Origin of the sequence: Pseudalgibacter alginicilyticus (assembly GCF_001310225.1) — a bacterium.
GTDB lineage: Bacteria > Bacteroidota > Bacteroidia > Flavobacteriales > Flavobacteriaceae > Pseudalgibacter > Pseudalgibacter alginicilyticus.
On the sequence record NZ_CP012898.1, the window covers coordinates 75,808 to 100,725 of the forward strand.

Annotated in this window: 29 protein-coding genes; 15 read left to right on the forward strand and 14 right to left on the reverse strand. The window is 30.0% G+C overall.

The genetic code is table 11. The annotated features are described in order from the left end of the window. Positions 1-38: 38 nt before the first annotated feature. The gene (locus tag APS56_RS00260; RefSeq protein WP_054723684.1) at positions 39-1,127 is read right to left on the reverse strand and encodes a M42 family metallopeptidase; all 1,089 of its coding nucleotides are present in this window, start codon (positions 1,125-1,127) and stop codon (positions 39-41) included. A 205-nt stretch (positions 1,128-1,332) separates the two neighbouring features. Between APS56_RS00260 and APS56_RS00265 the strand changes: the two genes are divergently transcribed. The 3 genes from APS56_RS00265 to APS56_RS00275 are packed head-to-tail and all read left to right on the forward strand — an operon-like array spanning position 1,333 to position 3,145. Further along, on the forward strand, positions 1,333-2,013 hold the full coding sequence (locus APS56_RS00265; protein ID WP_054723686.1) for a DUF4294 domain-containing protein: 681 nt from the start codon (positions 1,333-1,335) through the stop codon (positions 2,011-2,013). Between the two features lie 3 nt (positions 2,014-2,016). Further along, positions 2,017-2,643 (forward strand): PAQR family membrane homeostasis protein TrhA, encoded by a 627-nt coding sequence (gene trhA, locus APS56_RS00270; RefSeq protein ID WP_054723688.1) that lies wholly within the window; start codon positions 2,017-2,019, stop codon positions 2,641-2,643. Between the two features lie 7 nt (positions 2,644-2,650). After that, positions 2,651-3,145, forward strand: a complete 495-nt coding sequence (locus APS56_RS00275) for a GNAT family N-acetyltransferase (RefSeq protein ID WP_236778441.1) — start codon at positions 2,651-2,653, stop codon at positions 3,143-3,145. 10 nt (positions 3,146-3,155) lie between these two features. Here APS56_RS00275 and APS56_RS00280 read toward each other — a convergent pair whose 3' ends face one another. From APS56_RS00280 to APS56_RS00290, 3 genes are all read right to left on the reverse strand, one after another. Continuing rightward, complete coding sequence (locus APS56_RS00280; RefSeq protein WP_054723690.1) at positions 3,156-3,584, reverse strand: DUF4268 domain-containing protein; 429 nt, start codon at positions 3,582-3,584, stop codon at positions 3,156-3,158. Positions 3,585-3,669: 85 nt separating this feature from the next. Beyond that, positions 3,670-4,344: a ZIP family metal transporter gene (locus tag APS56_RS00285; RefSeq protein WP_054723692.1), complete on the reverse strand. Its 675-nt coding sequence runs from the start codon at positions 4,342-4,344 to the stop codon at positions 3,670-3,672. Positions 4,345-4,406: 62 nt separating this feature from the next. Next, entirely contained in the window at positions 4,407-5,138 is a 732-nt protein-coding gene (locus APS56_RS00290) for a class I SAM-dependent methyltransferase (protein WP_054723694.1), read from the reverse strand. A 235-nt stretch (positions 5,139-5,373) separates the two neighbouring features. On the opposite strand from APS56_RS00290, the gene APS56_RS00295 reads away from it, so the two are divergent. Then, positions 5,374-6,534, forward strand: coding sequence for a THUMP domain-containing class I SAM-dependent RNA methyltransferase (locus APS56_RS00295; RefSeq protein WP_054723698.1), 1,161 nt, complete (start codon positions 5,374-5,376; stop codon positions 6,532-6,534). A 78-nt stretch (positions 6,535-6,612) separates the two neighbouring features. On the opposite strand, the gene APS56_RS00300 is transcribed toward APS56_RS00295, so the two are convergent. From APS56_RS00300 to rlmD, 5 genes are all read right to left on the reverse strand, one after another. Continuing rightward, positions 6,613-6,990 carry a hypothetical protein gene (locus APS56_RS00300; RefSeq protein ID WP_054723700.1) on the reverse strand — a complete coding sequence of 126 codons (378 nt, stop codon included), beginning with the start codon at positions 6,988-6,990 and terminating at the stop codon, positions 6,613-6,615. A gap of 402 nt (positions 6,991-7,392) precedes the next feature. Beyond that, entirely contained in the window at positions 7,393-8,913 is a 1,521-nt protein-coding gene (locus tag APS56_RS00305; RefSeq protein WP_054723702.1) for a toxin-antitoxin system YwqK family antitoxin, read from the reverse strand. Positions 8,914-8,958: 45 nt separating this feature from the next. Beyond that, positions 8,959-9,705, reverse strand: coding sequence for a DUF6048 family protein (locus tag APS56_RS00310; protein ID WP_054723704.1), 747 nt, complete (start codon positions 9,703-9,705; stop codon positions 8,959-8,961). Continuing rightward, on the reverse strand, positions 9,671-10,213 hold the full coding sequence (locus tag APS56_RS00315) for a DUF6452 family protein (protein WP_054723706.1): 543 nt from the start codon (positions 10,211-10,213) through the stop codon (positions 9,671-9,673). Before APS56_RS00315 ends, APS56_RS00310 begins: the two co-directional genes overlap by 35 nt. Positions 10,214-10,262: 49 nt before the next feature. After that, on the reverse strand, positions 10,263-11,678 hold the full coding sequence (gene rlmD / locus APS56_RS00320) for a 23S rRNA (uracil(1939)-C(5))-methyltransferase RlmD (RefSeq protein WP_054723708.1): 1,416 nt from the start codon (positions 11,676-11,678) through the stop codon (positions 10,263-10,265). A 191-nt stretch (positions 11,679-11,869) separates the two neighbouring features. On the opposite strand from rlmD, the gene rocD reads away from it, so the two are divergent. Then, entirely contained in the window at positions 11,870-13,114 is a 1,245-nt protein-coding gene (gene rocD / locus APS56_RS00325; RefSeq protein WP_054723710.1) for an ornithine--oxo-acid transaminase, read from the forward strand. A gap of 32 nt (positions 13,115-13,146) precedes the next feature. On the opposite strand, the gene APS56_RS00330 is transcribed toward rocD, so the two are convergent. Further along, positions 13,147-13,722, reverse strand: coding sequence for a helix-turn-helix domain-containing protein (locus APS56_RS00330; protein ID WP_054731032.1), 576 nt, complete (start codon positions 13,720-13,722; stop codon positions 13,147-13,149). A 169-nt stretch (positions 13,723-13,891) separates the two neighbouring features. Beyond that, positions 13,892-14,080: a CsbD family protein gene (locus tag APS56_RS00335; RefSeq protein WP_054723711.1), complete on the reverse strand. Its 189-nt coding sequence runs from the start codon at positions 14,078-14,080 to the stop codon at positions 13,892-13,894. Between the two features lie 205 nt (positions 14,081-14,285). Here APS56_RS00335 and APS56_RS00340 point away from each other — a divergent pair, with 205 nt between their 5' ends. From APS56_RS00340 to APS56_RS00375, 8 genes are all read left to right on the forward strand, one after another. After that, positions 14,286-14,525 (forward strand): Rho termination factor N-terminal domain-containing protein, encoded by a 240-nt coding sequence (locus tag APS56_RS00340; RefSeq protein WP_054723712.1) that lies wholly within the window; start codon positions 14,286-14,288, stop codon positions 14,523-14,525. 25 nt (positions 14,526-14,550) lie between these two features. Next, positions 14,551-15,570, forward strand: coding sequence for an AI-2E family transporter (locus tag APS56_RS00345; protein WP_054723713.1), 1,020 nt, complete (start codon positions 14,551-14,553; stop codon positions 15,568-15,570). 289 nt (positions 15,571-15,859) lie between these two features. Next, positions 15,860-16,501 (forward strand): NADPH-dependent F420 reductase, encoded by a 642-nt coding sequence (locus APS56_RS00350; RefSeq protein ID WP_054723719.1) that lies wholly within the window; start codon positions 15,860-15,862, stop codon positions 16,499-16,501. Positions 16,502-16,691: 190 nt separating this feature from the next. Then, a complete protein-coding gene (locus tag APS56_RS00355) occupies positions 16,692-17,033 on the forward strand; it encodes a hypothetical protein (protein WP_054723720.1) in 342 nt (113 codons plus the stop codon). Between the two features lie 340 nt (positions 17,034-17,373). Beyond that, a complete protein-coding gene (locus APS56_RS00360; protein WP_054723721.1) occupies positions 17,374-17,820 on the forward strand; it encodes a response regulator in 447 nt (148 codons plus the stop codon). A gap of 3 nt (positions 17,821-17,823) precedes the next feature. After that, positions 17,824-20,424, forward strand: a complete 2,601-nt coding sequence (locus APS56_RS00365) for an ATP-binding protein (RefSeq protein ID WP_054723723.1) — start codon at positions 17,824-17,826, stop codon at positions 20,422-20,424. 145 nt (positions 20,425-20,569) lie between these two features. Continuing rightward, on the forward strand, positions 20,570-20,887 hold the full coding sequence (locus APS56_RS17320) for a four-helix bundle copper-binding protein (RefSeq protein WP_054723725.1): 318 nt from the start codon (positions 20,570-20,572) through the stop codon (positions 20,885-20,887). A gap of 31 nt (positions 20,888-20,918) precedes the next feature. After that, a complete protein-coding gene (locus APS56_RS00375) occupies positions 20,919-21,356 on the forward strand; it encodes a pyridoxamine 5'-phosphate oxidase family protein (protein ID WP_054723727.1) in 438 nt (145 codons plus the stop codon). A gap of 23 nt (positions 21,357-21,379) precedes the next feature. On the opposite strand, the gene APS56_RS00380 is transcribed toward APS56_RS00375, so the two are convergent. The 3 genes from APS56_RS00380 to APS56_RS00390 all read right to left on the reverse strand — a co-directional run bounded on the left by APS56_RS00380 (position 21,380) and on the right by APS56_RS00390 (position 23,444). After that, positions 21,380-21,826, reverse strand: a complete 447-nt coding sequence (locus APS56_RS00380; protein ID WP_054723729.1) for a response regulator — start codon at positions 21,824-21,826, stop codon at positions 21,380-21,382. 30 nt (positions 21,827-21,856) lie between these two features. Further along, entirely contained in the window at positions 21,857-22,279 is a 423-nt protein-coding gene (locus tag APS56_RS00385; RefSeq protein WP_054723731.1) for an OsmC family protein, read from the reverse strand. A gap of 277 nt (positions 22,280-22,556) precedes the next feature. Then, positions 22,557-23,444: a YihY/virulence factor BrkB family protein gene (locus tag APS56_RS00390; protein ID WP_054723732.1), complete on the reverse strand. Its 888-nt coding sequence runs from the start codon at positions 23,442-23,444 to the stop codon at positions 22,557-22,559. Between the two features lie 245 nt (positions 23,445-23,689). Here APS56_RS00390 and APS56_RS16895 point away from each other — a divergent pair, with 245 nt between their 5' ends. Further along, complete coding sequence (locus APS56_RS16895) at positions 23,690-23,830, forward strand: hypothetical protein (protein ID WP_157757582.1); 141 nt, start codon at positions 23,690-23,692, stop codon at positions 23,828-23,830. Between the two features lie 68 nt (positions 23,831-23,898). After that, entirely contained in the window at positions 23,899-24,915 is a 1,017-nt protein-coding gene (locus APS56_RS00395) for a helix-turn-helix domain-containing protein (RefSeq protein ID WP_054723733.1), read from the forward strand. Positions 24,916-24,918 lie beyond the last annotated feature (3 nt).

The following is a 24,918-nucleotide window of genomic DNA, read 5'->3' on the forward strand; positions in this document are numbered from 1 at the left end:
AAAAAAAGATTCCCGCCTTAGCGGGAATGACAATATTATTATTTAAAATAACTAAATGAATCTCCGTTTTTTATATTTAAAAGCGATTCATAAATTAGCTTAATTACGTTTTCAACATCTTCTCTGTGTACCATTTCTACCGTAGTATGCATGTATCTTAGCGGTAAAGAAATTAGGGCAGAAGCAACGCCTCCATTACTATAAGCAAAAGCATCCGTATCTGTGCCTGTAGCACGAGACAAGGCATTTCGTTGAAATGGAATTTTTTTAGTTTCAGCAGTATCGGTAATTAAATCTCTTAATTTTTGTTGCACTGCAGGTGCATAGGCTATTACTGGGCCATTGCCAATTTCCAAATCACCTTGCACTTTCTTATCAATCATTGGAGTTGTAGTGTCATGCGTAACATCAGTTACTATGGCTACATTAGGCTTTATTTTTTGAGTAATCATTTCAGCACCGCGCAAGCCAATTTCTTCCTGAACTGCATTCACGACATATAAACCAAACGGTAAGGTTTTTTTATGCTCTTTTAATAAACGGGCAACTTCAGCAATCATAAAACCTCCCATACGATTATCAAGTGCACGGCAAACAAATTTATCCCCATTTAGGACATGAAATTCGTCAGGATAAGTAATTACGCATCCCACATGTACACCTAATTTTTCAACATCTTCTTTGGTTTTACACCCGCAATCAATAAAAATATTATCTGGTTTAGGAGCTTCTTCTTTACCTTTATCACGCGTATGAATAGCTGGCCATCCAAAGACACCTTTTACAACACCATTTTTAGTATGGATATTAACTATTTTACTTGGAGCAATTTGGTGATCGCTACCACCATTTCTTACTACATAAATGAGACCGTTATCAGAAATATAATTAACGTACCAAGAAATTTCATCAGCATGACCTTCAATTACAACTTTGTATTTAGCCTCAGGATTTATAACTCCAACAGCTGTACCATAGGTATCTGTAATAAACTCATCAACATATGGTTTTAGGTAATCCATCCATATTTTTTGTCCATCCCACTCATAACCCGTAGGGGCCGCATTGTTTAAATATTTTTCTAAAAAGTCCATTGACTTTTTGTTAAGAATGCTCTTATTTGCCATTTGTTTAAATTTTGCACTAAATTAATAATATAAATAGAAATTGACATAATTATAAATAATTATTACATTGGTTAAAACAATTATTTTAGTGATCAATAGATTACATCATACCCATGTAAGAATATTGAATAAAAGATAAAAAAAAATGTTTTTGAGAGTGTAAATTCTTAAATTTGAAAGGTCAATGCCCCAATGTTTTTTATAAATGAATCTTTTAAAACTAACATGTCTTTTATTCCCTGTTTTACTCTTTTCTCAAGTAAATGAAATTGAGCAAGACTCTACATCTATTGAATACCTTATTATTGAAGGAGATTCCATACCGAGACGTTCTATAGATTTAGAAGAAGTTATGATTCTACACAAATTAACCTTTAAAGATAGAGACGCAAAAATTAGATATTTAATATTACGAAGAAAAACATTAAAGGTGTTTCCTTATGCTAAAATGGCGGCAGAGCGATTGGATTCCATGAACTCAAGATTGGCAACATTAACAAAAAAGCGTCATAAAAATAGGTATTCTAAACAAGTTCAAAAGTATTTAGAAGATGAGTTTTCGGAAGAATTAAAAAAAATGAGTAGAACTGAAGGTCAGATTTTAGTAAAACTAATTCATAGACAAACCGGAAGTACAGCCTTTGATTTAGTAAAAGAACTTCGAAATGGCTGGCGTGCCTTTTGGTATAATACCACAGCTAGCTTATTTGATATATCTCTAAAAAAAGAATTTAACCCGAATATTGAAAAGGAAGATTATCTTATAGAAGATATATTGCAACGAAGTTTTCAAAGTGGTTTATTGGACCGTCAAGAATCTGCTGTAAAATTTGACTTTTACGAATTAACGGAAAAATGGTTGCACAGCCCTGAAGTGAAAAATTAATACATGCGCAAACAAACATCTTTTGAGGAAATACTTAATTCCATTTCGCATGGTCTTGGAGCCTTATTAGGTATTGCAGCTTTGGTACTCTTAATTGTGTATGATACGAATAAAACAAATTGGAGCCTATTTAGTGTTATTGTGTATGGTATTTCAATTATTGTATTGTTTAGTGCATCAACGGTATTTCATGCTGCAAGAGGAGAAAAGCGAAAACACTATTTTAGAATTGTAGATCATATCAGTATTTATTTTCTTATAGCAGGTACCTATACACCAATATGTTTAATTTCACTTGAGCAAAGTATGGGCTGGATACTCTTTTATATTGTTTGGGGAATTGCAGCCTTTGGTATAGTTTTAAAACTTTTTTTTACAGGAAAATTTGAGGTTTTTTCAACACTTTTGTATTTGGTAATGGGCTGGTTAGTTGTGTTAGATTTTTCTAATTTATCCACCATTATTGGAGATTATGGTGTATTATTTTTATTTGCAGGTGGACTTTCTTATACCGTAGGTATTATTTTTTATGCTATTCATAAAATACCTTTCAATCATGTTATTTGGCATTTGTTTGTGTTGGCAGGTGCTGTTTGTCATTTTTTTATGATTTTATTATATGTTATTTAATATGAATATGATTGAAATTAAAGCAGCCTCTTCCATTTTGGATTATATACAGATAGAAGCTTTGGCAAACACTATTTGGTATGAACACTACAGGCCAATTATTGGTGAAAATCAAGTAAATTATATGCTTGAAAAATTTCAATCTGTTAGTGCTATAAAAGAACAAATTGATAATGGGTTTGAATATTTTATAGTGATTTTTGATAAAAAACCTGTAGGTTATATGGCGGTGAAACAAGAACCAGAATTTTTGTTTTTAAGTAAAATATACATTTTAAATAATCATAGAGGGAAAAATTTGGGTAGAAAAATGTTGTGTTTTATTGAAGAAAACGCAAAAAATAAAAACTTAAAAAATATTAGACTAACAGTTAATATAAATAATACAAACTCTATCAAGGCTTATGAAAAATGGGGGTTTCAAAAATCAGGTACTTTAGTTACAGATATAGGGAATGGATTTGTTATGGATGATTTTGAGATGATTAAAACTTTGCTTTAATCTCAATTGTTTATCCCTCAATAACATCCCGGTATTCTTGAAAAAAGGATTCAAACAAGCTCATGTTTTTATTAAAAAACTCCATAACCTCACGCCATGTGTTTTTGTTGTGTATCGAAACTTTTCGCTCCAAAGGCAGATATATTCTAGAGATTTCCTTTTCGTTATCTAAAAAATATTCCTCTTCAAAAATAGCATCTGGCAAATACTCTTCCAATAAAATTGATTTTAGAGCTATTAGTTTTTCCCAATAGTTGATACGGTTTTCAAGATTATCTTCTAAATCCAAAGCCACTAATGCTGTTTTGTTATCAAAATGAAACTTAAAAGAAAATCCTTTTAGTTTCGTATCGTATAAAATCCATTTCCTTGGAAATGACTTACCAAAACTTGTCCAAAATTCTTGTCTGAGTAAACGGCTTTCTTCTTTAGAGAACATGGCAATGAAATATATTTTGAATCTTAAACTAGATTAATGGATGTTTTAATAATATAAGTTCTTTTTTTAGTTGTATTTGGAAATATCATATTAAATAAGCTACAGTAACCCCTAAAATAATTGAAATAAACTTTGATAGATTAAACTTATGTCCTTCGCCACTTTCAAACAGAATCGTTGTGGAGATATGAAAAAATATACCAATAACTACGGCGTTAATCATGTGCGCATAATCAGTAGAAATTGTCGATGTATGCAAAATTAAAGTTCCCAAAGGTGTCATTAAGGCAAAAATCACTAAAAATACAGCTATCTGCTTTTTATTATAATTAGACTGTAATAAAAACATAGTAATTAAAGAGGCAATAGGTATTTTATGAACCAAAACCCCATATACCATATCATTATGATCATGTATGGCAAAACCCTCTAAAAAACTATGAATACATAAACTAATAAATAGCATCCAAGGAAAAATTGTTTCGTGCTTATGGATATGTACATGACCGTGTTCAGCACCTTTAGAAAATAATTCTAAGACTATTTGCAACATGATACCACACATGATTAAAAGGCCAGAAAGCTTAGTGTTTAAATGAGCATAAACTTCGGGTAATAGTTCAAACAGGGTTAATGCTAATAAAAAAGCACCACTAAAAGATAGTAGAAGTTTGGTGTTTAATGATTTTTGTTTGTTAGTAATTATAGCTAAAATAAAGCCAAAAATAACAGCCAATAAGGGTAAAATAAATTTATTCATTTTAATTTTAAACTATATCAAATAAACGAATTACTATGAGTGAAAAAATGCGGATTATCAATCTACTTAAAAATCATTACCAGACGCTCAGATGTTTTTGCATTAAACTTATGCAATTTATAATCGCCAAAAACATCTAATAAATGCACATCAGTTTGCTCAAAAAGCAACTCAAAATCAACTAAGGTAAAAGCCCTGACACGTTCCTGAAAATTATAAGGCTTATCATCAACTGTAAAAGTAATATCTTTTATAATATAACCATTTTCTACATAACGTTTTAAATAAAAATCAATGCCATCTACCGTTTTGGTTTCTTCAGGAATTAAGTTGTCAATGACAAATTCACTGTTCATGAAATCAATCACACCAAAACCAAACTCATTCAGTTCTGTTTTTATAGATGCAATTGTTTTTAAATGATCTGTATCATCCTCAAAATATCCAAAACTTGTAAACAAATTAAATACGGCATCAAATTTTTTTGGGTATGGTTTACACATATCATGAACCTCAAAGTGCAAGCGGTGGTTTGAAAACTGTTTGGCAAATTCAATACTGTTTTCACTTAAATCAACCCCTGTTACATCGTAGCCAATTTTATTTAAATACAAAGCATGACGCCCTTTTCCACAAGCTAAATCTAAAATTGTACCACCCACAGGAATATTTAAATAATTAGTAAGTGTATCCATAAACGCATGCGCTTCAGTATCATCCCGGTCCTTGTATAAAATATGGTAATAAGGCGTGTCAAACCACGACGAAAACCATTTTGTAGTATTATTTGTCATATATTATTTTGGAGGTTACCCCCGAAAAACATCGGGGGTCAGGCTTTCTGCTATATCTTTTTAAAACGCTATTACAAGAAGGTATAAGGTGGCAATCTGCCATTCAAAATTCTCACAAGCTACAGTACATATTAGTTTTAAAAAGGATGGCGCTTCAATCCTTAACCCGAATTATCAATAAACTTCGTGTTTGCCACAAAATTACATTATTTTTGCAAAGTATTTGACGAAAAAAATGGAAGAAAATTTCAACATGGTTGCCAAAACTCTTTTTGGCTTTGAAGAATTATTAGAAAAAGAACTCACCCAACTAGGTGCACAGCACGTAAAAAAAGGCATACGAAATGTAGCTTTTTCTGGAGACAAAGGCTTTATGTACAAAGCTAATCTTGCGCTGCGAACCGCTGTTAAAATTTTAAAACCCATTCATAATTTTACTGTAAAAAATGAAAAAGATTTATACGATAAAATTTATGCTATGGACTGGACACCGTATTTGAAACCAACGGGGACTTTAGCTATAGATGCTACGATTCATTCCGATTTGTTTTCACATTCTCTTTTTATTGCACAAAAAACAAAAGACGCTATTGTTGATAAATTTAGAGATACTGTTGGACAGCGCCCAAATGTGGATTTAAAATTTCCAGACTTAAAAGTAAATGTGCATATAGATAGAAACCAATGTACCATTTCGTTGGATTCGTCAGGAGACTCACTTCATAAACGTGGCTATAAAACAGCCACTAATATAGCTCCTATAAACGAAGTCTTAGCAGCAGGACTCATTATGCTTTCTGGTTGGGATGGTCAGTCTGATTTTATGGACCCCATGTGTGGATCAGGTACTATGCTTATTGAAGCAGCTATGATAGCTTGTAATATACCTCCAAACTTAATGCGTAAGGAATTTGCTTTTGAGCGTTGGCAAGATTGGGATGTAGATTTATTTGAAAAAATTGAAGAATCACTGTTAAGTAAAACACGAGATTTTCATTATAAAATTATTGGTTATGATAAAGCGCCAAGTGCAGTAACTAAAGCTAAAGAAAATGTTAAAAATGCTCAATTAGAAGATTTTATAGACGTTAAGCATGAAGATTTTTTTAAAACTCAAAAGAGTGGCGATGAAAAATTACACATGGTATTTAACCCTCCTTATGGAGAGCGTTTAAATATTGACATGGAATTGTTTTATAAAAATATAGGAGATACCTTAAAGCAAAATTACCCAGGTACTGATGCGTGGTTTATTACTTCAAACCTAGATGCGCTAAAGCATGTTGGGTTAAGACCTTCAAGAAAAGTACATTTATTTAATGCAAAATTAGAGGCCCGTTTAGTTAAATATGTTATGTATGAAGGGAGTAAAAAGGGAAAGTATATGAAAAAATAAATCTTATGGATGCTACTTTGTGAAATGATTGTCTGTGATTAATTTTATGGATACATTTTTTACACTCAATATGGTAAATTAAATTCTAAAAGATTCTAACCAATTTATAGCACCTTCTTCAGAAGAAAATACTTTAAATTTATATTTTTTATTGTTGGCTATAGCTTCATATAATACGCTAAGAGCTGCTGTTGTAGAATTGCTAATAATAATGGCAATCATTACACTGTCATAGTTCACTAAAGAATTTGCTTTTGCAGCGTTAAATGATTTTAAATCTCTAAATGAAAATTTAAAGGTAGCCTGCGTAGCATCTATAACGCTTTTTAATTTCCTAGGGTAACTCGTGTTGTCTTTAAAAGCAACAATATAATTTATGACTTGTAGAGCTGTAATGTCGTTTATAAACTCTGTTTCAAGTATATTTGTTTCAGTATTAAAAATAGAATTTATCATGCATGTGAAATTCTAATAAAATGATTTGATTTATTTTCTGATTTTGAATATCAGTAGTAATGGCTACGGATTGGCAAATATAGAATTTCTTTTATTGCAAAATCATATTCACTTTATATTAACCAAAATTTTAATTTTTGAAGTTAGTAGTGGTTTTTATAAATTTAACTCTCTCAAATGGCCGCATTTTTTTCGGTATACTTTATGTTTTTTTTATTTAGGAATTTTGCATATACATCCTTATCATAGGAATAGGGTGTTCTTATTTTGGGAGGGAATAGATGTCCATACGTCCTTCTCAAGTATCTATTTTGGTGTAAATAATATTAATTTGAGCTGGTTAAGCTTCGGGAAAAATAATAGGAGTTTATACTGTGATTTTAAATTTATCAATCAAGATTGCTACATTTTTGGAAAATAATCCCATTCATCATTTAAATAGTTGTACTCTCCACTTTTAGTACCATTTTTGTAGTAGCTTATTTTTTGTATTTCTTGATTGTATTGATAGGTTGTTTTATAGGCTATTTCACCGGTTTCATAGTATTCAATATGTTCTCCATCTTTAAAACCTAATTCGCTATTGGATTTATAATTAACAATTGCTTTTAATACTCCTGATGGGTAATAATATTTAAATTTACCATCTCGACTACCATAATTATAAAAACCTTCACATTTAAGCTGTCCGTTTTCATAGTATTCTTTTATTTCACCATCTAAAACACCATCTGTATAAGTGGCATAAAAACGAATCTTATTATTATCATAAAGCTTTATAATGTTTCCTATTGCATAAGGATTTTGTTTTACTTTACTTTTATTAATATTTCTGCCTTTTGAATTTTGTTGCTCTATAACATCTACAACTCGCCCGTTTTCATAGAGAATTGTAATGGCAAGTTTACCATTTTTATAATATTCTTTATTTTCACCATGTTGTTTACCATTGTCATTATAGAATTCCCACTTACTTAGTTGTTTGTTGTCATAAAAATATTTTTGTATGCCACGGAGTTTACCATTAACATAGTTTTTAACCCACTGTTGATTGCCATTTTCATAGTATTTTATTTCTGGGCCATCTTTAAAACCTTCTTTATAAATACAACTTAGAGATATATCGCCATTGTTATAATATTCCTTATAGATACCTGCAAGAATATTGTTTTTGTAGCTACCTTCTTTTTTCAATGTTTTACCATCCTCATGAAATTTTTTGAAACTACCATTTTTGTTATCTATGGCATATGTAAGAATTTCTGCTAAAGTACCATCAATATTATATTTTTCTTGAATACCGTGTTTTCCCGATTCGTTATATTCGGTTATATGCTTAATAGTTCCATGAATGTAGTATGTTTTAAGGGGACCTTTTAAAAACCCTTTGTTGTAAACTCCTTCTTTAAATAGTTTACCATTTTCATAATACTCTTGATAAACACCATCTAAAAGTCCGTTTTTGTAGTTTTCTACCTTATGTAAATTGCCCTCATTAAAAAAAGTTTTTTTAATACCATTTCTACCAGATAAATCTTTAAAATAACCAAGAGAGTCAACAATATTAGAATTTTCAATATCATTAATTATTTCAGAAACTTCCTCTGTTTTATGGTTGGTTGAATTTGATTCATTAAGAAATTTTAAAAATAAATGTTTGGATTTTAAAGCGTTAACGTCGTATTGGTAATGCGATTTAGCTTGTAAATAAGTTATTTTTGGGTTTATAGTCGTACCCAATTCTTTTTCAGCCATTTCAAGAAATGAAATAGCTTGTGCATAATTTTTTAATGTATATTCTTGTTGTGCCCTACTGTAAAAAGCATTAACTAAAGTAGAGTTTTGTGCATAGGATGCCAAACCTGCAAAAGCAAGTATTATTATGATAGTAAGTTTTCTTATTTTAAAATGAGTTTTTTTCATTTTTTTGTTTTGGCAAAAATTTTATTTAATAATTAAAAGTTAAACCTAATTAACTGGAGCTACAATTTTTTCTTTTTTATAGAGTGGAATTCTATATGAAATAGAATAACTATAACCTGTACCAATACCACTGCTATCATAAGTTTTATTGAACCCAGGAATATAAATGTTTTCAAAATTCACAGGGTCTTTTTCTGTAACCAAGCCTTTTAATTGTGCATTTAATCCAATATAAAGGTTTTTAAATATCTCAGCTTTTATACCAATAATAATTTCAAGCCAAACAGCAGTTAAGCCATTAAAATCTTGACTGGTTTCAGATGTAAATTGAGGTGTCCAATATTGGTTTGTACTATAAACTTTAAAGGTGTTGAGTGTGTGCGAAAAGGAACTGGCTCCTAAGCGAAAACCAGTGTAAATCATATTATCCATATCCAACCAATTTTGATATAAATTATAGTCAATCCCTCCTTTAAAATAAGTTCCTTTAGTAGTAACATTTAAATAATCATTAACCGATTCTTTTTCTTCAATACCAATTTCTCCTGCAATATACATTCGGTTACTGTATCTAAAGTCAGCCATTATTTCAAACCCCTTATAATTGTCATCTAAAAAAGATCGAATAAGTTTACTTACATCACCACCAATACGCAAGCCATATTTTTGTGGAATTTTTAAAGTATCAGTCGTTTTGGTGTTTATGCTGTCATTCTGTGCTTGTATATTGGCACAAAAAAGCAGCATACAAGTAATATTAATGAAATATATTATAGTGAGCTGCTGTTTCATCTTCTATAGTTTGATTGTCAATTAGTGCTGATCTTGATAATATCCAGTTATCGCCGTCATCTTCAATAGTAAATGATACATTGTTGAAAATGGTTTTATAACCACAAGCTCGCGACACATAAACTTGTTCGGTTGTATATGATATGGTAATAATATCTTCATTACCTTCTATAATATCATCTGAAGTATCATCAGGAGTGTCATTATCATCATACGAATACCCTGAAATAAGGCTGTATTGAGTTGTTGTAGTATCTGTTCTGAGAGGCAGTATTAATTCATCTGTAGACACTACACTGTAGCCATCTAAAACCTCATCATTATCAACACCTAAAACAACCAATCCAAATATATTTTTACTATTTTCTTGAACCGCTGCATCATAAGCTTCAATAATCAATCTTGGTGTGGTAGGTGTACTTGCAGGACAAATATCATCACGTTCACAACTTGTAAATAGAGCGATAGTAAAAAGGGCTGCTATTGATAGTGATTTTAAATATTTCATTTTTATATTTTGAATGATTTTCAACAAGCTTAGAATATCATTTTATAGTTTAATGCTTTCTTTTTTTCAAAAGTACAACATTTTCAACATGAAATGTTTGAGGAAACATGTCTACAGCTTGTGTTTTTATTACTTTGTATGTAGCGTCCATCAAGGCTAAATCTCTGGCTTGTGTGGCACTATTACAACTTACATATACTATTTTTTCTGGAGCAATATTTAATATTTGTTGTACTACATCTTTATGCATACCATCTCGAGGTGGATCAGTAATAATAACATCTGGTTGTCCATGTTTATTAATAAATTCTGCATTAAAAACGTGTTTCATGTCTCCAACAAAAAATTCAACGTTATTAATTTGATTTAATTGTGCATTTTCTTTAGCGGCCAAAATAGCATCCGGAACAGCTTCAACGCCAATAACTTTTTTAGCTTTTTTAGCAACAAACTGAGCAATGGTTCCTGTACCTGTATATAAATCATAAACCAATTCATTTCCTGTTAAACCAGCAAACTCTCGAGTAATTTTATACAATTCAAAAGCTTGATCAGAATTGGTTTGATAAAAAGATTTGGCATTAATTTTGAATTTTAAGCCTTCCATTTCTTCAAAAATATGATCATGACCTTTATAACAAATCACTTCTTGATCATAAATAGTATCATTTGCTTTTTCATTAATAACATATTGTAGTGAGGTTATTTGTGGGAAAGTTTCAGCTATAAAATCTAACAACAGTTCTCTTTTAGTTTTATCGTCTTTATAGAATTGAATCATTACCATAACATTTCCAGTACTTGAGGTTCGAATCATCATAGTACGCAACAATCCCGTTTGGTTGCGCGTATTAAAAAATTCTAAGTTATGCTTTAAACCAAATTCTTTAACAGCATTTCTAATAGCATTAGAAGGGTCGGTTTGTAAATGACATTTTTTTACATCTAAAATTTTATCCCACATACCAGGAATATGAAATCCTAATGCATTTCTGTCCCCTAAGTCTTCATCAGATTGCACTTCTTCAATGGTTAACCAACGGCTGTCACTAAAAGAAAACTCCATTTTATTTCTATAGAAGTATTGTTTTTTGGAACCTAAAATAGGAGTGACCTCTGGGAGTTCTATGTGCCCAATCCGGGTTAAATTATTAGTTACTTCTTTTTGCTTATAAAATAATTGGTGCTCATAGGCCATATTTTGCCATTTACAGCCGCCACAGGTTCCAAAATGCTCACAAGCCGGTTCCGTTCTTTTGTTAGAAAACGTGTGGAATACCGTAGCTTTTCCTTCGTAATATGCTTTTCTGGCTTTAAAAGTTTGAACATCTACTACATCACCAGGGACAGCATTAGGCAAGAATATAATTTTGCCATCGGGTGCTTTGCCAATGGTTTTACCTTTGGCTCCTGCATCAATCACTTCTATATTTGTGAAAACTTTATTCTTATTTCTTCTAGACATGCTGCAAAAGTAATGAAACGATTTGCGATTTACGATTTTTTGATTTACGAATTTTCATCGCACATATGTTTTAAATAGTAACTTAAATTTAGTAATTTGCAACTCTATTTTAAAGGATGATTTCTCTCCGTCTTTGTAACCTTTCAAGATAAGCAAGGAATATTTGTTTTTTCAATTAAAATCTATTAAAAATGATTATTTCAGAACATATGTCATCTCAACAGGCAATTGCGTTAGAAAATAAATATGGTTCAAATACCTACAAGCCACTTCCAGTAGTTTTAAGTAAAGGAGAAGGTGTTTTTGTTTGGGATGTAGATGGTAAAAAATATTATGATTTCTTGTCCGCTTATTCAGCTGTTAATCAAGGGCATTGTCATCCTAAAATAGTAAATGCTTTAACGCAGCAAGCACAAACTCTAACGTTAACTTCCCGGGCATTTTATAATAACATGTTGGGGCCTTACGAAAAATTTGCCTGTAACTATTTTGGGTTTGATAGATTATTGCCAATGAATTCAGGAGCCGAGGCCGTTGAAACAGCTATAAAAATTTGTAGAAAATGGGGGTATGAGGTTAAAGGTGTTAAAGAAAATGAAGCAAAAATAATTGTTTGCAATAAAAATTTTCATGGACGAACCACAACTATTGTATCTTTTTCAAATGATAAAATTGCCAATAATAATTTTGGACCTTATTCAAAAGGGTTTATAAACATAGATTATGATGATTTGATTGCTCTTGAAGATACCTTGAAAAGCAATCCTAATATAACAGGTTTTTTAGTGGAACCTATTCAAGGAGAAGCAGGTGTTTATGTGCCATCTGAGGGTTATTTAGCAAAAGCAAAAGCTTTGTGTGAAGCATACCACGTGTTGTTTATTGCAGATGAAATTCAAACAGGTATTGCGCGAACGGGTAAGTTGTTAGCTGTAGATCATGAAAGTGTAAAACCAGATATTTTAATTTTAGGTAAAGCATTGAGTGGAGGTGTGTACCCAGTAAGTGCAGTCTTGGCAAACAATAATATCATGGATGTTATGACACCTGGAACTCATGGCAGTACATTTGGTGGAAATCCATTAGCAGCAGCAGTTGCTATAGCAGCATTAAAAGTGGTTGAAGATGAAAAATTAGCAGATAAAGCTCAAACCCTTGGAGAGCTGTTTAGAAGTGAGTTAAACACCTATATTCAATCAAGTAGTATTGTTAGGTTGGTTAGAGGGAAAGGTTTGCTTAATGCCATTGTTATTAATGATTCAGAAGACAGTAAAACTGCTTGGAATATTTGTTTAGCTTTACGTGATCGAGGTTTATTAGCTAAACCCACTCATGGAAATATTATTCGTTTTGCTCCACCTTTGGTAATAACAGAACCTCAATTATTAGATTGTGTTAGTATTATTATTGAAACCTTAAAGGGGTTTGAAACGTAGAAAATGATATAAAAATATTGTTTAAAGTATTTTTAAAGGGTTTCTGAAAAAAGATATAGAATGAGCATAATACATTCTTTATTTGTTTTATTAACAGGGACATGAGGGATTTTGCCATTAAAATAAATGGAGTCCCCTTTTTTTACTTCCACCTCTTCATCATCAATAATGTAAGTACATGAGCCTTTAAGAATATATTTGAATTCCCAAGCTTCAGTCACAACTTTTTCTCTTTTAGAGTTTGGCGAAATGGTTAAAATAGTAGCATCAAAGCCAATTGTATTTAAACTTTTGCTAAAAATATGAAAATATTCAAATCCTTTAGCATCAACTTCTTTTTCAATTAAATTCTGATCTTTTTTCTTTACATGAATATATTTAGCTCCCGCTTTTTTTTCAACGCCTTCAAAAAAGTTACTAGGGTTAACTTCTAAAGCATTGATTAATTCTAACAAAACAGGTAAAGAAGGTATGGTTCTCCCGTTTTCAATTCTGGAAATTAACCCATTGCTTACCCCCGCATTATCCGCTAATTTACTAATTGTCATAGCATTTTTCTTCCTAATTTTTTTAATGCGTTGTCCAATCCCTATTAAAAAATCATTCATGTTTGTTTTTATGTAGTTTTTCTTGCAATATAAATAATTTAAAAACACTGCAATATTTGAATTGGTAATAGAAACAATGAACATTTAGTTGTTTTTAAAATTCATTATATAAAAAAATATCCTCCTAATTTTTTAGAATAGAAGGATACTGCTATTAATCATTAAAAGTTTATTTCCAAGATTCAATTTCATTTTTTAAATCTTGTTTTTTCTGTCCTGTTTTTTCTTGAAGATTACCCAACATTTCGTCGAATTTACCTTCAGAATAAGTTAGGTCATCGTCGGTAAGATTTCCATACTTTTGTTTTAACTTACCTTTAATTTGCTTCCATTTACCTTCTATTTGATCTTTATTCATGATTTAAAATTTTTAAGTTAATAATTTGTAATAAAATTATAGGAACAAAATCTTTTTCATTAACTCAAAAAAATAATTTCTTAATGCAATAGTAAAAGTCTATTTTGGATTGGAGTTAATAATAAATGTGATTAGGTTAAGTAGCTTAGACTTTTATTATAAAATTTGAATTATAAATTACAGATTTTAATTAAAAAATAGAGTTATGGACATTCCAAGTGTAAAAAACGAAGATCAATATGAAGCACTTCGAGAGAAAGGTTATAGCAAACAAAAATCAGCAAGAATAGCCAATACCCCTAATGCAGGCCAAAAAGGGGGTAAAGCCAAAGCCTATGAAAAATGGACAAAAAAGGATTTGTATGAACAGGCAAGAAATGTAGGTATTGATGGACGATCTAAAATGAATAAAGCTGAGCTTATTTATGCCTTAAGAAATAACTAATTACCTTTATTTATAAATCAATGAAATGAATATAATAAACCCAAAAATAATACGTCAAATATTTTCGCTGCTATTAATAATTCTAATGGGAAGCTTAATTTTTAGAGAAATGATACCATACTTTTCAGGTATTTTAGGAGCTATTACTCTGTTTATATTATTAAAAGGACTAATGAATACACTGGAAAAGAAAGGTTGGAATCCTAACATGGCAGCTGGATTACTTTTGTTTTTATCTTTTATATCTATTTTGCTTCCCATAGCAGGAGCCGTGATAATGTTGGGTGATAAAATTGGTAATGCAACTCAAAATTCTGAAAAAGTTATAAATGCTATTAAAGCGAAATCAGAAGAGTGGGAACACTACCTGGGGTACAATATTACAGATCAAATAGATGCTACCTCAATTTCAGAAGGCGTAACCAAAAGCATTACTAATATTTTAGGAGGTACTTTTAGTACTTTTGTTGCTATTTCAATTATGTATTTTTTACTTTTTTACATGTTAACAAATCGTAAGCAACTTAAAGAAACATTGGTTGATTATATTCCCATTGACAAGGACAATATTAAAACTTTAGGTATAGAAATTAATGAGATGGTTCGCTCAAACGCATTGGGTATTCCTTTGGTGGCCATAGCTCAAGGGCTTGTTTCTTTAATAGGTTTTATAATATTTGGTGTTGAAAGTCCCTTTTTTTGGGCTGTTGTTGTAACTATTGGTTCTATGATTCCATTTGTTGGAAATTTTCTTGGAACCATTCCAGTATTTATATTGGCTCTTTCTAATGGAGATACATTGCAAGCATGGGGTGTGCTATTATACGGTATTGTTGTTGTTGGTCTTACAGATAATATTATCCGTTTATATGTATTAAAAAAATTAGATAATGTTCATCCTTTAATAACATTAATAGGGGTTATTATTGGAATTCCACTTTTTGGTTTTATAGGTTTGGTTTTTGGCCCGCTGTTAATCAGTCTGTTCATGTTAGTGGTTCGAATTTATAAAAAAGAATTTGGTAAAGAATGTAACAGGCTCTAAATTTCATTCTTTCGTTTTTATATAAAACTAGTATCTAAAATTAAGTTTTCTGTTTAAAATCATTGTAAGCAGTATTTAAGTTTAGCCATTAATCTATTCACATATTATTAGGCAAACGTTATTTATTGTTGAGGTTAGCGTATTTAATTTATCAAGTTAATAATATGTTGGTTTACGTTAAAAGTTAACTGAATTATCAATTAACTTAACCTATCATGAATTTGTAGTTATTGAAAAGCAATTAACCACAAAATGCATGTAGTGATAACAATTTTAAAATATAAATATTATGAAAATAGGAGTTATAGGAAGTGGAAATATAGGAGGTAATTTAGGGAAACATTGGAGTAAGGTAGGACATCAAGTTTTGTTTAGTTCAAGACACCCAAAAAACCTCAAAAGTTTGGTTAATGAATCTGGTAAAAATGCTAAAGCGGTATCAGTAGCAGACGCTTTTATAGCCAATGCAGATGTTTATTTATTGGCCGTACCATTTAATGCTATTGGAGAAATAGCAGAATTATATGCAGGTGAGTATCGTGATAAAGTAATTATTGATGCTACAAATCCATATCCACAAAGAGATGGCGCTCTTGCACAAAAAGTTATTGAAGCAAATTATAATGCTTCAGAATATACCGCAATGAAATTTGGTACAGCAAAAACAGTTAAGGCATTTAATACGATACAGGCAGAACATTTAAAAAATGACGCTTTTAAAACCTATAATAAGCTAACTATTCCGTTTGCAGCTCAAGATGAAGAAGGTAGGAGTGTAGGAAAACAACTTATTGAAGATATAGGATTTGATACCCTGTATATTGGAAATTTAAGTGATACAAATATTATGGATCCTCATAAAGCTATTTATGGAAAAGCTCTCCAGAAAGATGAGTTGAAAGCATTGGTGGATGCCACTAAATTATCTTAATAAATGAGTTTATACTACCTGCTATTCAGTTTCGTAAATAAAAAATGAATAGAGCTAAATACCATAGCATTTGGGTCAATATCTCTATAGTTTTTTTTGCAAATTTGATGTTCACATGGTGTATGTAATAGATGAATTTTTAATTAATGATATACCTTAAATAAATAATTTAATATTAAAATATAAAGACATGGAAAATGAATTTGCTAAGCATGAAAAAGATTTTATAAAAATTTATCAAGAAAAGGGGTTTACAGCTAATTTTCATGCTAAAAATGGAAAACTCATAAATAGTGAAACGAAAGAGGACTATGCACCTCATGATATATTTATTGTTGCAGAACATCGCTATGAAGGTATGAGTGACCCTTCTGATTTATCTATTCTTTATATTATAAAAACAAGTCATGGTGAAAAAGGTACATTTTTGTTAGGTTATGGTCCTAGTGCTGATTTGGAAGTGGCAGAATTTTTTAAGAAAATACCAGAGAGCAATGTTTCTAATGCTGAAAATGTTACTAATAAAAAATAATATCTCTTATCAATTAGATATTTTTAAGTCATAATAAATTATATTTCAAAAATCATAATTTATTTATCATGCTCATTTAATAGGTTTTATAAGTTATTATAATATAGAATAAAACGTTTTATTTATCAAATTAAAGTTATACCTTTCATACTATAAAAGTTTTGATGTGAAATGATTTTTTCAATAAAAAAAAACACCAATATTTTACATCATGCTTTTTTAAGAGTCTAGCTTTTTTATTTACATATTTCGTCTGCTCTTTGTAGTAATAGTGCAGATTGTGTGAAATATTTTTACGATAAAGCAATATGTTAAATTAAACTTTACACACAATAAATAAATGAGCGATACTATATATAAGGTGATTTTAACAGATGATGATGAGGATGATAGGATGTTATTTAGCGAAGCTTTAGAAGAGATATCTTTACAAACTTCATTGTCTCTTTTTAAACATGGTCAGGAATTGTTAGATTATCTTTTTCAGCCAAACGTAGAACTTCCAAATTTAATTTTTTTAGATATAAATATGCCTAAAGTGAATGGCATTCAGTGTTTAACGGAAATTCGTAGCAACCCCAAATTAAAAGATTTATTTATAGCAATGTATTCCACTTCTTCTTCAGAAAAAGATATTGAAGATTCTTATTTAAAAGGGGCCAATATTTATATAAATAAACCAAGTTGTTTTACTAAATTATGTGAAATGGTTGAGAAAACTCTTAAAATTAATTGGGTAATTCATACTTCTAATTTAAATAAAGAAACTTTTATATTTCGTATTTAAAATATGAATTTTAAGCAGTTATATACTTCTTCAAAAACTTATATAGTCTTACTATTTGCTGCAATAATAATGTTGTTGGTTACCACAAGTATCACTTACCGACAAATTATGTTAACACAACAATCTGCTGATAAGGTAGTACATACTTTGCAAGTTTACAATGTTATAGCAGATTTAACGACTCATTTTACTAAAGCTCAATCAGAAGAATTTAGGGAAGATTTATTAAACCATAAAAATCCAAATACTGTTTTTGACTCTTATAAGTTAGAAGGCAAATCTATAATAGATACTTTAAAAGTACTAACAAAAGACAATACTTTACATTCAGCACGTATTAAGCCATTAGAATCATTATTAGATAAACTTTACAGCTTACTTATTGATTTAGATTCTGTTGATTATCAGGATAGTGAAGATACTATTTTAACAAATCAATCACAGAAGGCAAAAATTAATAATACATTAGTTGAAATAAAAAGCATAAAAGATAGAATGCTCTCGGATGAAAATCGCTTAATGAATGAAAGGAAAGTAACCTATATTTCGCATAAATCTTTTACGCCTAATATGCTTTTAATATTGGCTTTTTTTGCCTTATTTGTGTTTGTTATTTCATTTTTTAGGATTTATAATAACAAGTTGAAAGTCCGGAAGTCTGAAGCTTTTTTAAAAAGTGTGTTAGCAACAACCGATAATATTGTTAATTATTATGAACCTATATTTGATACTAATAATAAGATAATTGATTTTAAAATTATATACGCGAATGATTGCAATCGTGATTATTTAGGGCTTGAACCAGATGATATAATGGAGAAAACAGTATTAAATGTTTATCCTTTACATACATCATTAAATGAGATAGAGGAATTAATAGACGCTTATGAAAATAAGGACAAAGTTATTTTTGATAGACAAATATTTGTTGAAGAAAAGAAAATGTGGTTTCATTCTTTAGCAACACCTCTTGTTGATGGTGTTTTGGTTACTTCTCGTAATTCTACTGCAGATGAAGAATCAAAGGAAATGGAATTGGCGCTTAAAAATCGATTGGAAAATCAAAATCTAATGTTGTTAGACAATCGGGCCTTTCTAACTAACATTTTTAAAAGTATTTCACATATAGTGATGCATTATAAAAGTATTAGAGAACAGAGTGGTAAGATTATTGACTTTGAGGTGTTATTTGTTAATGACAAAATTAGCCCCGTAACAGGTGATATTCCAGATGATATTAAAAATAAAAAATTATCGGAGGTCTTTCCAAATACGTTTAATTCTGGAGTTTTTGAGCATTTAGTGAGTGCTGTTGAAAATGACAAAGCTGAAGAATATGAAGTTCCTTTTACTAAAAATGGTCAGATACATTGGTTTAAGGCTACAGCTATTAAATTAGGTGATGGTGTTACTATTACCATTAGAGATGTTACTGAGGAAAAAGAAAAAGCAAATGAATTAGTAAACCTGAATGAGCAACTGGTTATACAGAACTCCATTTTAACGGAAGCTGAACGCATTGCTAAAATTGGTAATTTTATTTGGTATTTGGATACTGGTGTTTCTGAAATTTCAGATAATTTTTATTTAATGTTAGGTTGTAAAATAAAAGAGTTTGAACCTTCATTAGATAAATACAGAGAGTTTGTACATCCAGAAGACTTAAATCAATATGATAGCGTTGGTGCAAAAGTGCTAACAGAACAAGAAATAACCGAGTATACTTATCGTGTAATAACCAAACAAAATACCATAAAACATTTTAAAACCAATGGCCAATTTATAAATAAAAATGGAAAAAGGGTCATGATTGGCGTTGTGCAAGATGTAACTGAAAGTATTCAGGCTGAAGCCATGTTGTTAAAAAGTAATTTGGAATTAAAAAATAAAAATAATGAACTTGAATCATTTAACCGTGTGGCAAGTCATGATTTACAAGAACCTTTAAGAAAAATTCAATTATTTGCCCTAAGAATAAAGGATACAGAGGCTGATAATTTTTCAGATAGAAGTGCAGATTATTTTGGAAAAGTAATTAAAGCGGTTAGTAGAATGCAATCACTGATAGAGAATTTGCTTACCTATTCTAAAATTAATGTCAGTAAAAAAGATTTTGAAAAAGTAGATTTGAATCATGTATTTGATAAAGTAAAAGAAGATTTAACGAGTAACATTGGCAATACCTATTATACAGAGATTGTTTCGGATAAACTACCAAAAATTATGGGAGTAACATTTCAAATGGATCAGTTGTTTACTAACTTAATAAGTAATGCTATAAAGTATAAGCGAGTGGATGAAGTGCCTAAAATTAAAATTCATTATGCTAAGGTATCAGCCACAGAAATGCCTGATTTTATTCCTAAAGCATTTAAGCAATACCATAAAATATCATTTATAGATAATGGTATAGGTTTTAAACAACAGTATGCCGAAAAAATATTTGAGGTATTTCAACGTTTGCATCAAAAAAATGAATATTCAGGCACAGGTATAGGTTTAGCAATATGTAAAAAAATTGTAGAAAACCATAGTGGCTATATAACTGCAAAAGGAACTGAAAATATTGGAGCACAATTTGATGTGTATCTACCCGAGCAATAACTTTTTTGCTTAATATATCATTTTAAATAAATTCTATTTGGTTAAGAATTAATCTATTGGGTTAAAATTTTTTTCTATTGAGAAAAAAAACGTCGTGGCATTATTTTATTTTAGAAATAATAAATATTAATCTAAATTATAGAGTATGGTACGTAGTTATGAAAGTTGTATTAAGGCTTGTCAGCAATGCATTATAGATTGTCAAAAATGTCTTTCAGAAATGATGGGAAAGGAAAGCGGAAACGATTGCCCCAAATGTTGTATGCTTTGTGTGGATGCATGTTTGATTTGTATCAAATTTATGATTGCTGATAATTTATTCACGAAAAAATATTGTGGGTTATGTGCTGAAATTTGTGAGTGGTGCGCAGAACAGTGCCAGCAGCATGCTCATGAACATTGTAAAGTTTGTGCAGCTTCTTGTATAGCTTGTGCACAGGAATGCCGAGTACATATGGCCTAAAATAAGTTATTAAAAAAAAAAGTAATAAAAGATGAATACTAATAAATATAATATAAAAGGCAAAGAAAAATTAGAAAAAATAAGCAAGCTTATACAGGAACCTAAAGTGGTTATGCTGTTAACAGCATTAAATAAAACCCCTGTTTCGGTTAGCCCAATGACTATTCAAGAGATAGATGAACAAGGTGATATTTGGTTTTTTTCTTCAAAAGAGAGTAGTCATTTTACAGACATTGAGTTTGATAATAAAGTGCAGATTATATATGTTGATAATACCAATCAAACGTATATTTCTATGTATGGGAATGCAACTCATATTGTTGATAAAATGAAGGTAGTTGAATTGTGGAATTCAGAGATGAACAATTGGTTTGATGATAAAGATGATTCTAATTTAGTGTTACTGAATGTAAATATTGACACCGCTCATTACTGGAATTCAAATGATAAAAGATTGGTATCTTTTTAAAAAAAGAATATTCGGGGTATTAATCATGTGGTTATTACAAATTCCAAATTTGAAGCAGTGTTTTCAGAACCACTATAAACATAGTTTAAACTTTTTCGTAGCAACTTTTTAAGTTTACCAAAAGTATTAGGTTTCATTAAATACCAGTTTGCTCCTTTATCCTGCAATGTGTCAGACATTGTTTCATCAATATAGGTGGAATATATAATTATTGGAATATCCAAAAGGTTCGGTTCATTTCTTATATCATTTAAACATTCTTCGCCATTCATTAAAGGCATATTCAAATCTAAATAAATAACATCAGGCAATGGGGTATCTGTTTTTAATAGGTGCTCCATAAGCGTCACACCATTATCAAAGTCTTGAACAATAACATCCATTTGCAACTCATCTAAAGCTTCTTTAAAAAGCATACGGTCTTCGTTGTCATCATCAGCTAAATAAATTAAAAGAGGTTTATGTAACATAGGTATGAATTGGTTTTTAAGATATAAATATCAATTTATTTGTTCTAAACTGGCATTTAAGCTAATATCTAAGGCTTTACAGGCTTTGCTAACAGGGCAGTTTTCTTTGGCCAGGTTAGCTATTTTTTGGAATTCATCATTTTTAATATTAGAGATTTTAGCCTTAACAACAAGTTCAGATTTTTTAATGGCACCATCTTCCAATATGATGTAGCATTTGGTTTCTACAACTTCAGGAGTATAACCAGCGTCTGTTAAATTAGCGCTTAATTGCATCGTAAAACACCCCGCATGAGCAGCTGCTAATAATTCTTCTGGATTGGTACCTGTTCCATTTTCAAAGCGGCTATTGTAGGAATATTGCATATTATGTAGCGCTTTGCTTTCAGATACTAAATATCCTTTTCCTTCCTTTACTGTACCGCTCCAAACGGCAGTGGTATGTCTTTTCATATTTTTTGTTAATTGTAATGTTTTAACCTAATTTAAAGGTTTTCTTTCTTGAAATGATATTATAGAGAATTGTAATGACTCCAAAATGATTGTAAAAAAGGCAGCTACAAATCATAGAATACTACTTATATTATATTTTTTAAGGTGATAGTGATTTATCAAATACCTTGGAGTAAAAATATAATTAACTAAAAAATGAAATTAACTCTATTGAGAAGTTTTTTTAGCGTAATCAAGTAAAGCATCTAATTAATTGGAGTATTTTAAACTTTTTAAATCAACTCTTAGAGCTTAAATATCTATCAGAATAAACTTTTGTAAACTGTGCTCCAAAAAATAGAATGAGGCTGGAATATGAAGTCCAAAGCATAACAATAATTATAGACCCTGCGGCTCCATAGGTAGAGCCAGGTTCTGTTTTGCCAAAGTAATAAGAAAGAATGTATTTACCTATAATGAATAAAAAAGCGGTTAAAGCAGCCCCCACTCGTACGGCTTTCCATTTTATGGGTTTACTTGGTAAATATTTAAACATAGCTCCAAATAAAATGTAAATAAAAATTAAAGAGAGGGCAATGTCAATAAAATAAGCGATTCCTACAACATCTGTTGAAAATAAATTTGATATTCTGTTTGCAAAAGCCGTGAGGAGAGCAGTAAGCGCAAAACTAATTAATAATAGGAATCCAAAAATTAATATAAATCCAAAACTTTTTAACCTCCCTAATAAAGTAGATACAATTCCGTTTGAAAATGTTTGTTCCGTTTCCCAAATATCATCTAAAGCATTTTGCAATTGATAAAACACACCTGTAGCACCATATAACAAGACTCCAATGCCTAAAATGGTAGCAAATGAAGAGGTAGATTGATCTCCTTTTTCAGAAATCATTCTTAAAATGGCTGCTGCCGTATCTGGTCCTAAAGCAGATGACATTTCAGATTGCAATTCATTCCTAACTAGTTCTCTTCCCCAAATTGTTCCCACTATGTTTAATAGAAGAATTAGAAATGCAGGAAGTGATAATATAGCATAATAAGCCACTATTGCTCCTAATTTAAAAGGCTCTTTTTTTATCCATGACTTATAGGTTTTAATTAAAAGCTTGGGTAAATGAGGTAATTTGAATGTGGTGTTAGATTGTATGCTAGTTTGTTCATTCATAGAAAATATTTATTCAAAATAAGTTAGTTTCCATAAATAAGTTTAATCGAATCACTAAAAGTATTGACGTTATTGATTTTAAAAATTGTTGCTATCTAATAGTTTTCTATGCGCATTAATCCATTATTGATAACGCTTAATTCAAATTATATAAAATAACAAAAAAATTATGTAACGGGATGACACTACTAATCACGGAACTTTGTAATGTGAAAAGATAATTGTCTAATTTAAAAAAAATAGCCATGAAAAATTCAAGTTTTAAAAGCCAGCAAAATGCCATTGTAAAACGCACCTTAAATCTTAAGGAGTTTATTGTAAATTATATAGCACCTGCTAATATTGAAAATAATGATTTAGATGTTTTTCCTGTAAATGAAAAATAGAGAGAAATAATTTTTAGTGTCCCTAAGCCTTTCCAAAACAATCGGTATAATAACTTAAAAAATACAATATGAATACTATATCAATAACATCAAACAATCTTTTATTAATTTTTGAGCAGATACAAGCCCAATTAGGTGGAGAACTTACAGCAAAATCTAAAGAATATAGATTGGAAATAAACAATGATATTGCAGAAGGCTTTGTTTCGGGAATTTCTGTAGAACCAGCAATATCGTATATAGAATATAATATTTTTTTTAAAGATGATGTTACACTAACCTATAGACACGATAATTCAAACTCTATCCATTTTGGATATTGCTCTAAAGGTAGCCTTATTCAGAGTTTTGGAGAACATGGAACAAAAAATAAACTCTCTCAATTTCAAACAGGTATTTTTTCAAATTCAGCTAAAAAAAGAACATTTATGTTTTTCAAAAAAGGCGAAGAAGTAAAAATTTCCTTAATCCTGGTAGATGTTTTAACTGTATTAGACAGCGACTTAAAAATTCACTTACAAGATACATTTTTAAATAGTCAAAAAAATAATGAATTGACATATATTGGTTCCTTTAATTTAAAGATTGTTGAAAAGATAGAGCATTTAAATAATATTAGTCAAAAAGGATTGATTAGAAATTTATTAATAAATAGTACGGTATATTTAATTTTAGCCTTGGAGTTAGAGCAGCACAAAGACGATTTATCAAATGCAGAAAATAATAGCACCTCTTTATCACAATCTGAGATGGAAGCCTTGAAAGACATCTCTGAATTTATTAGAAATTACCCAGAAATACAGTACAGTTTAAAATATTTAAGCATAAAATCAGGTTTATCTCCTATTAAATTACAAGAAGGCTTTAAAATAATGCACAACAGAACGGTGACAGATTTTATTAGAAATGTTCGGGTAGAAACGGCAGAAAATTTAATACGAACATCCGAGCTCAATATTTCAGAAATTGTTTATACTATTGGACTTACTAGCAGGAGCTATTTTTCTAAAATATTTAAGGCTAAGTACAATTGCAGTCCTAAACATTATCAGAATCAACAAAACAGATTGGCTATTACAGCCTAAATG

Bases quoted from the DNA above. Each gene is read 5' to 3' on its own strand.
- APS56_RS00260 (WP_054723684.1), bottom strand. From the start codon at position 1,127: ATGGCAAATAAGAGCATTCTTAACAAAAAGTCAATGGACTTTTTAGAA.
- APS56_RS00265 (WP_054723686.1), top strand. From the start codon at position 1,333: ATGAATCTTTTAAAACTAACATGTCTTTTATTCCCTGTTTTACTCTTT.
- trhA (WP_054723688.1), top strand. From the start codon at position 2,017: ATGCGCAAACAAACATCTTTTGAGGAAATACTTAATTCCATTTCGCAT.
- APS56_RS00275 (WP_236778441.1), top strand. From the start codon at position 2,651: ATGATTGAAATTAAAGCAGCCTCTTCCATTTTGGATTATATACAGATA.
- APS56_RS00280 (WP_054723690.1), bottom strand. From the start codon at position 3,584: ATGTTCTCTAAAGAAGAAAGCCGTTTACTCAGACAAGAATTTTGGACA.
- APS56_RS00285 (WP_054723692.1), bottom strand. From the start codon at position 4,344: ATGAATAAATTTATTTTACCCTTATTGGCTGTTATTTTTGGCTTTATT.
- APS56_RS00290 (WP_054723694.1), bottom strand. From the start codon at position 5,138: ATGACAAATAATACTACAAAATGGTTTTCGTCGTGGTTTGACACGCCT.
- APS56_RS00295 (WP_054723698.1), top strand. From the start codon at position 5,374: ATGGAAGAAAATTTCAACATGGTTGCCAAAACTCTTTTTGGCTTTGAA.
- APS56_RS00300 (WP_054723700.1), bottom strand. From the start codon at position 6,990: ATGATAAATTCTATTTTTAATACTGAAACAAATATACTTGAAACAGAG.
- APS56_RS00305 (WP_054723702.1), bottom strand. From the start codon at position 8,913: ATGAAAAAAACTCATTTTAAAATAAGAAAACTTACTATCATAATAATA.
- APS56_RS00310 (WP_054723704.1), bottom strand. From the start codon at position 9,705: ATGAAACAGCAGCTCACTATAATATATTTCATTAATATTACTTGTATG.
- APS56_RS00315 (WP_054723706.1), bottom strand. From the start codon at position 10,213: ATGAAATATTTAAAATCACTATCAATAGCAGCCCTTTTTACTATCGCT.
- rlmD (WP_054723708.1), bottom strand. From the start codon at position 11,678: ATGTCTAGAAGAAATAAGAATAAAGTTTTCACAAATATAGAAGTGATT.
- rocD (WP_054723710.1), top strand. From the start codon at position 11,870: ATGATTATTTCAGAACATATGTCATCTCAACAGGCAATTGCGTTAGAA.
- APS56_RS00330 (WP_054731032.1), bottom strand. From the start codon at position 13,722: ATGAATGATTTTTTAATAGGGATTGGACAACGCATTAAAAAAATTAGG.
- APS56_RS00335 (WP_054723711.1), bottom strand. From the start codon at position 14,080: ATGAATAAAGATCAAATAGAAGGTAAATGGAAGCAAATTAAAGGTAAG.
- APS56_RS00340 (WP_054723712.1), top strand. From the start codon at position 14,286: ATGGACATTCCAAGTGTAAAAAACGAAGATCAATATGAAGCACTTCGA.
- APS56_RS00345 (WP_054723713.1), top strand. From the start codon at position 14,551: ATGAATATAATAAACCCAAAAATAATACGTCAAATATTTTCGCTGCTA.
- APS56_RS00350 (WP_054723719.1), top strand. From the start codon at position 15,860: ATGAAAATAGGAGTTATAGGAAGTGGAAATATAGGAGGTAATTTAGGG.
- APS56_RS00355 (WP_054723720.1), top strand. From the start codon at position 16,692: ATGGAAAATGAATTTGCTAAGCATGAAAAAGATTTTATAAAAATTTAT.
- APS56_RS00360 (WP_054723721.1), top strand. From the start codon at position 17,374: ATGAGCGATACTATATATAAGGTGATTTTAACAGATGATGATGAGGAT.
- APS56_RS00365 (WP_054723723.1), top strand. From the start codon at position 17,824: ATGAATTTTAAGCAGTTATATACTTCTTCAAAAACTTATATAGTCTTA.
- APS56_RS17320 (WP_054723725.1), top strand. From the start codon at position 20,570: ATGGTACGTAGTTATGAAAGTTGTATTAAGGCTTGTCAGCAATGCATT.
- APS56_RS00375 (WP_054723727.1), top strand. From the start codon at position 20,919: ATGAATACTAATAAATATAATATAAAAGGCAAAGAAAAATTAGAAAAA.
- APS56_RS00380 (WP_054723729.1), bottom strand. From the start codon at position 21,826: ATGTTACATAAACCTCTTTTAATTTATTTAGCTGATGATGACAACGAA.
- APS56_RS00385 (WP_054723731.1), bottom strand. From the start codon at position 22,279: ATGAAAAGACATACCACTGCCGTTTGGAGCGGTACAGTAAAGGAAGGA.
- APS56_RS00390 (WP_054723732.1), bottom strand. From the start codon at position 23,444: ATGAATGAACAAACTAGCATACAATCTAACACCACATTCAAATTACCT.
- APS56_RS16895 (WP_157757582.1), top strand. From the start codon at position 23,690: ATGAAAAATTCAAGTTTTAAAAGCCAGCAAAATGCCATTGTAAAACGC.
- APS56_RS00395 (WP_054723733.1), top strand. From the start codon at position 23,899: ATGAATACTATATCAATAACATCAAACAATCTTTTATTAATTTTTGAG.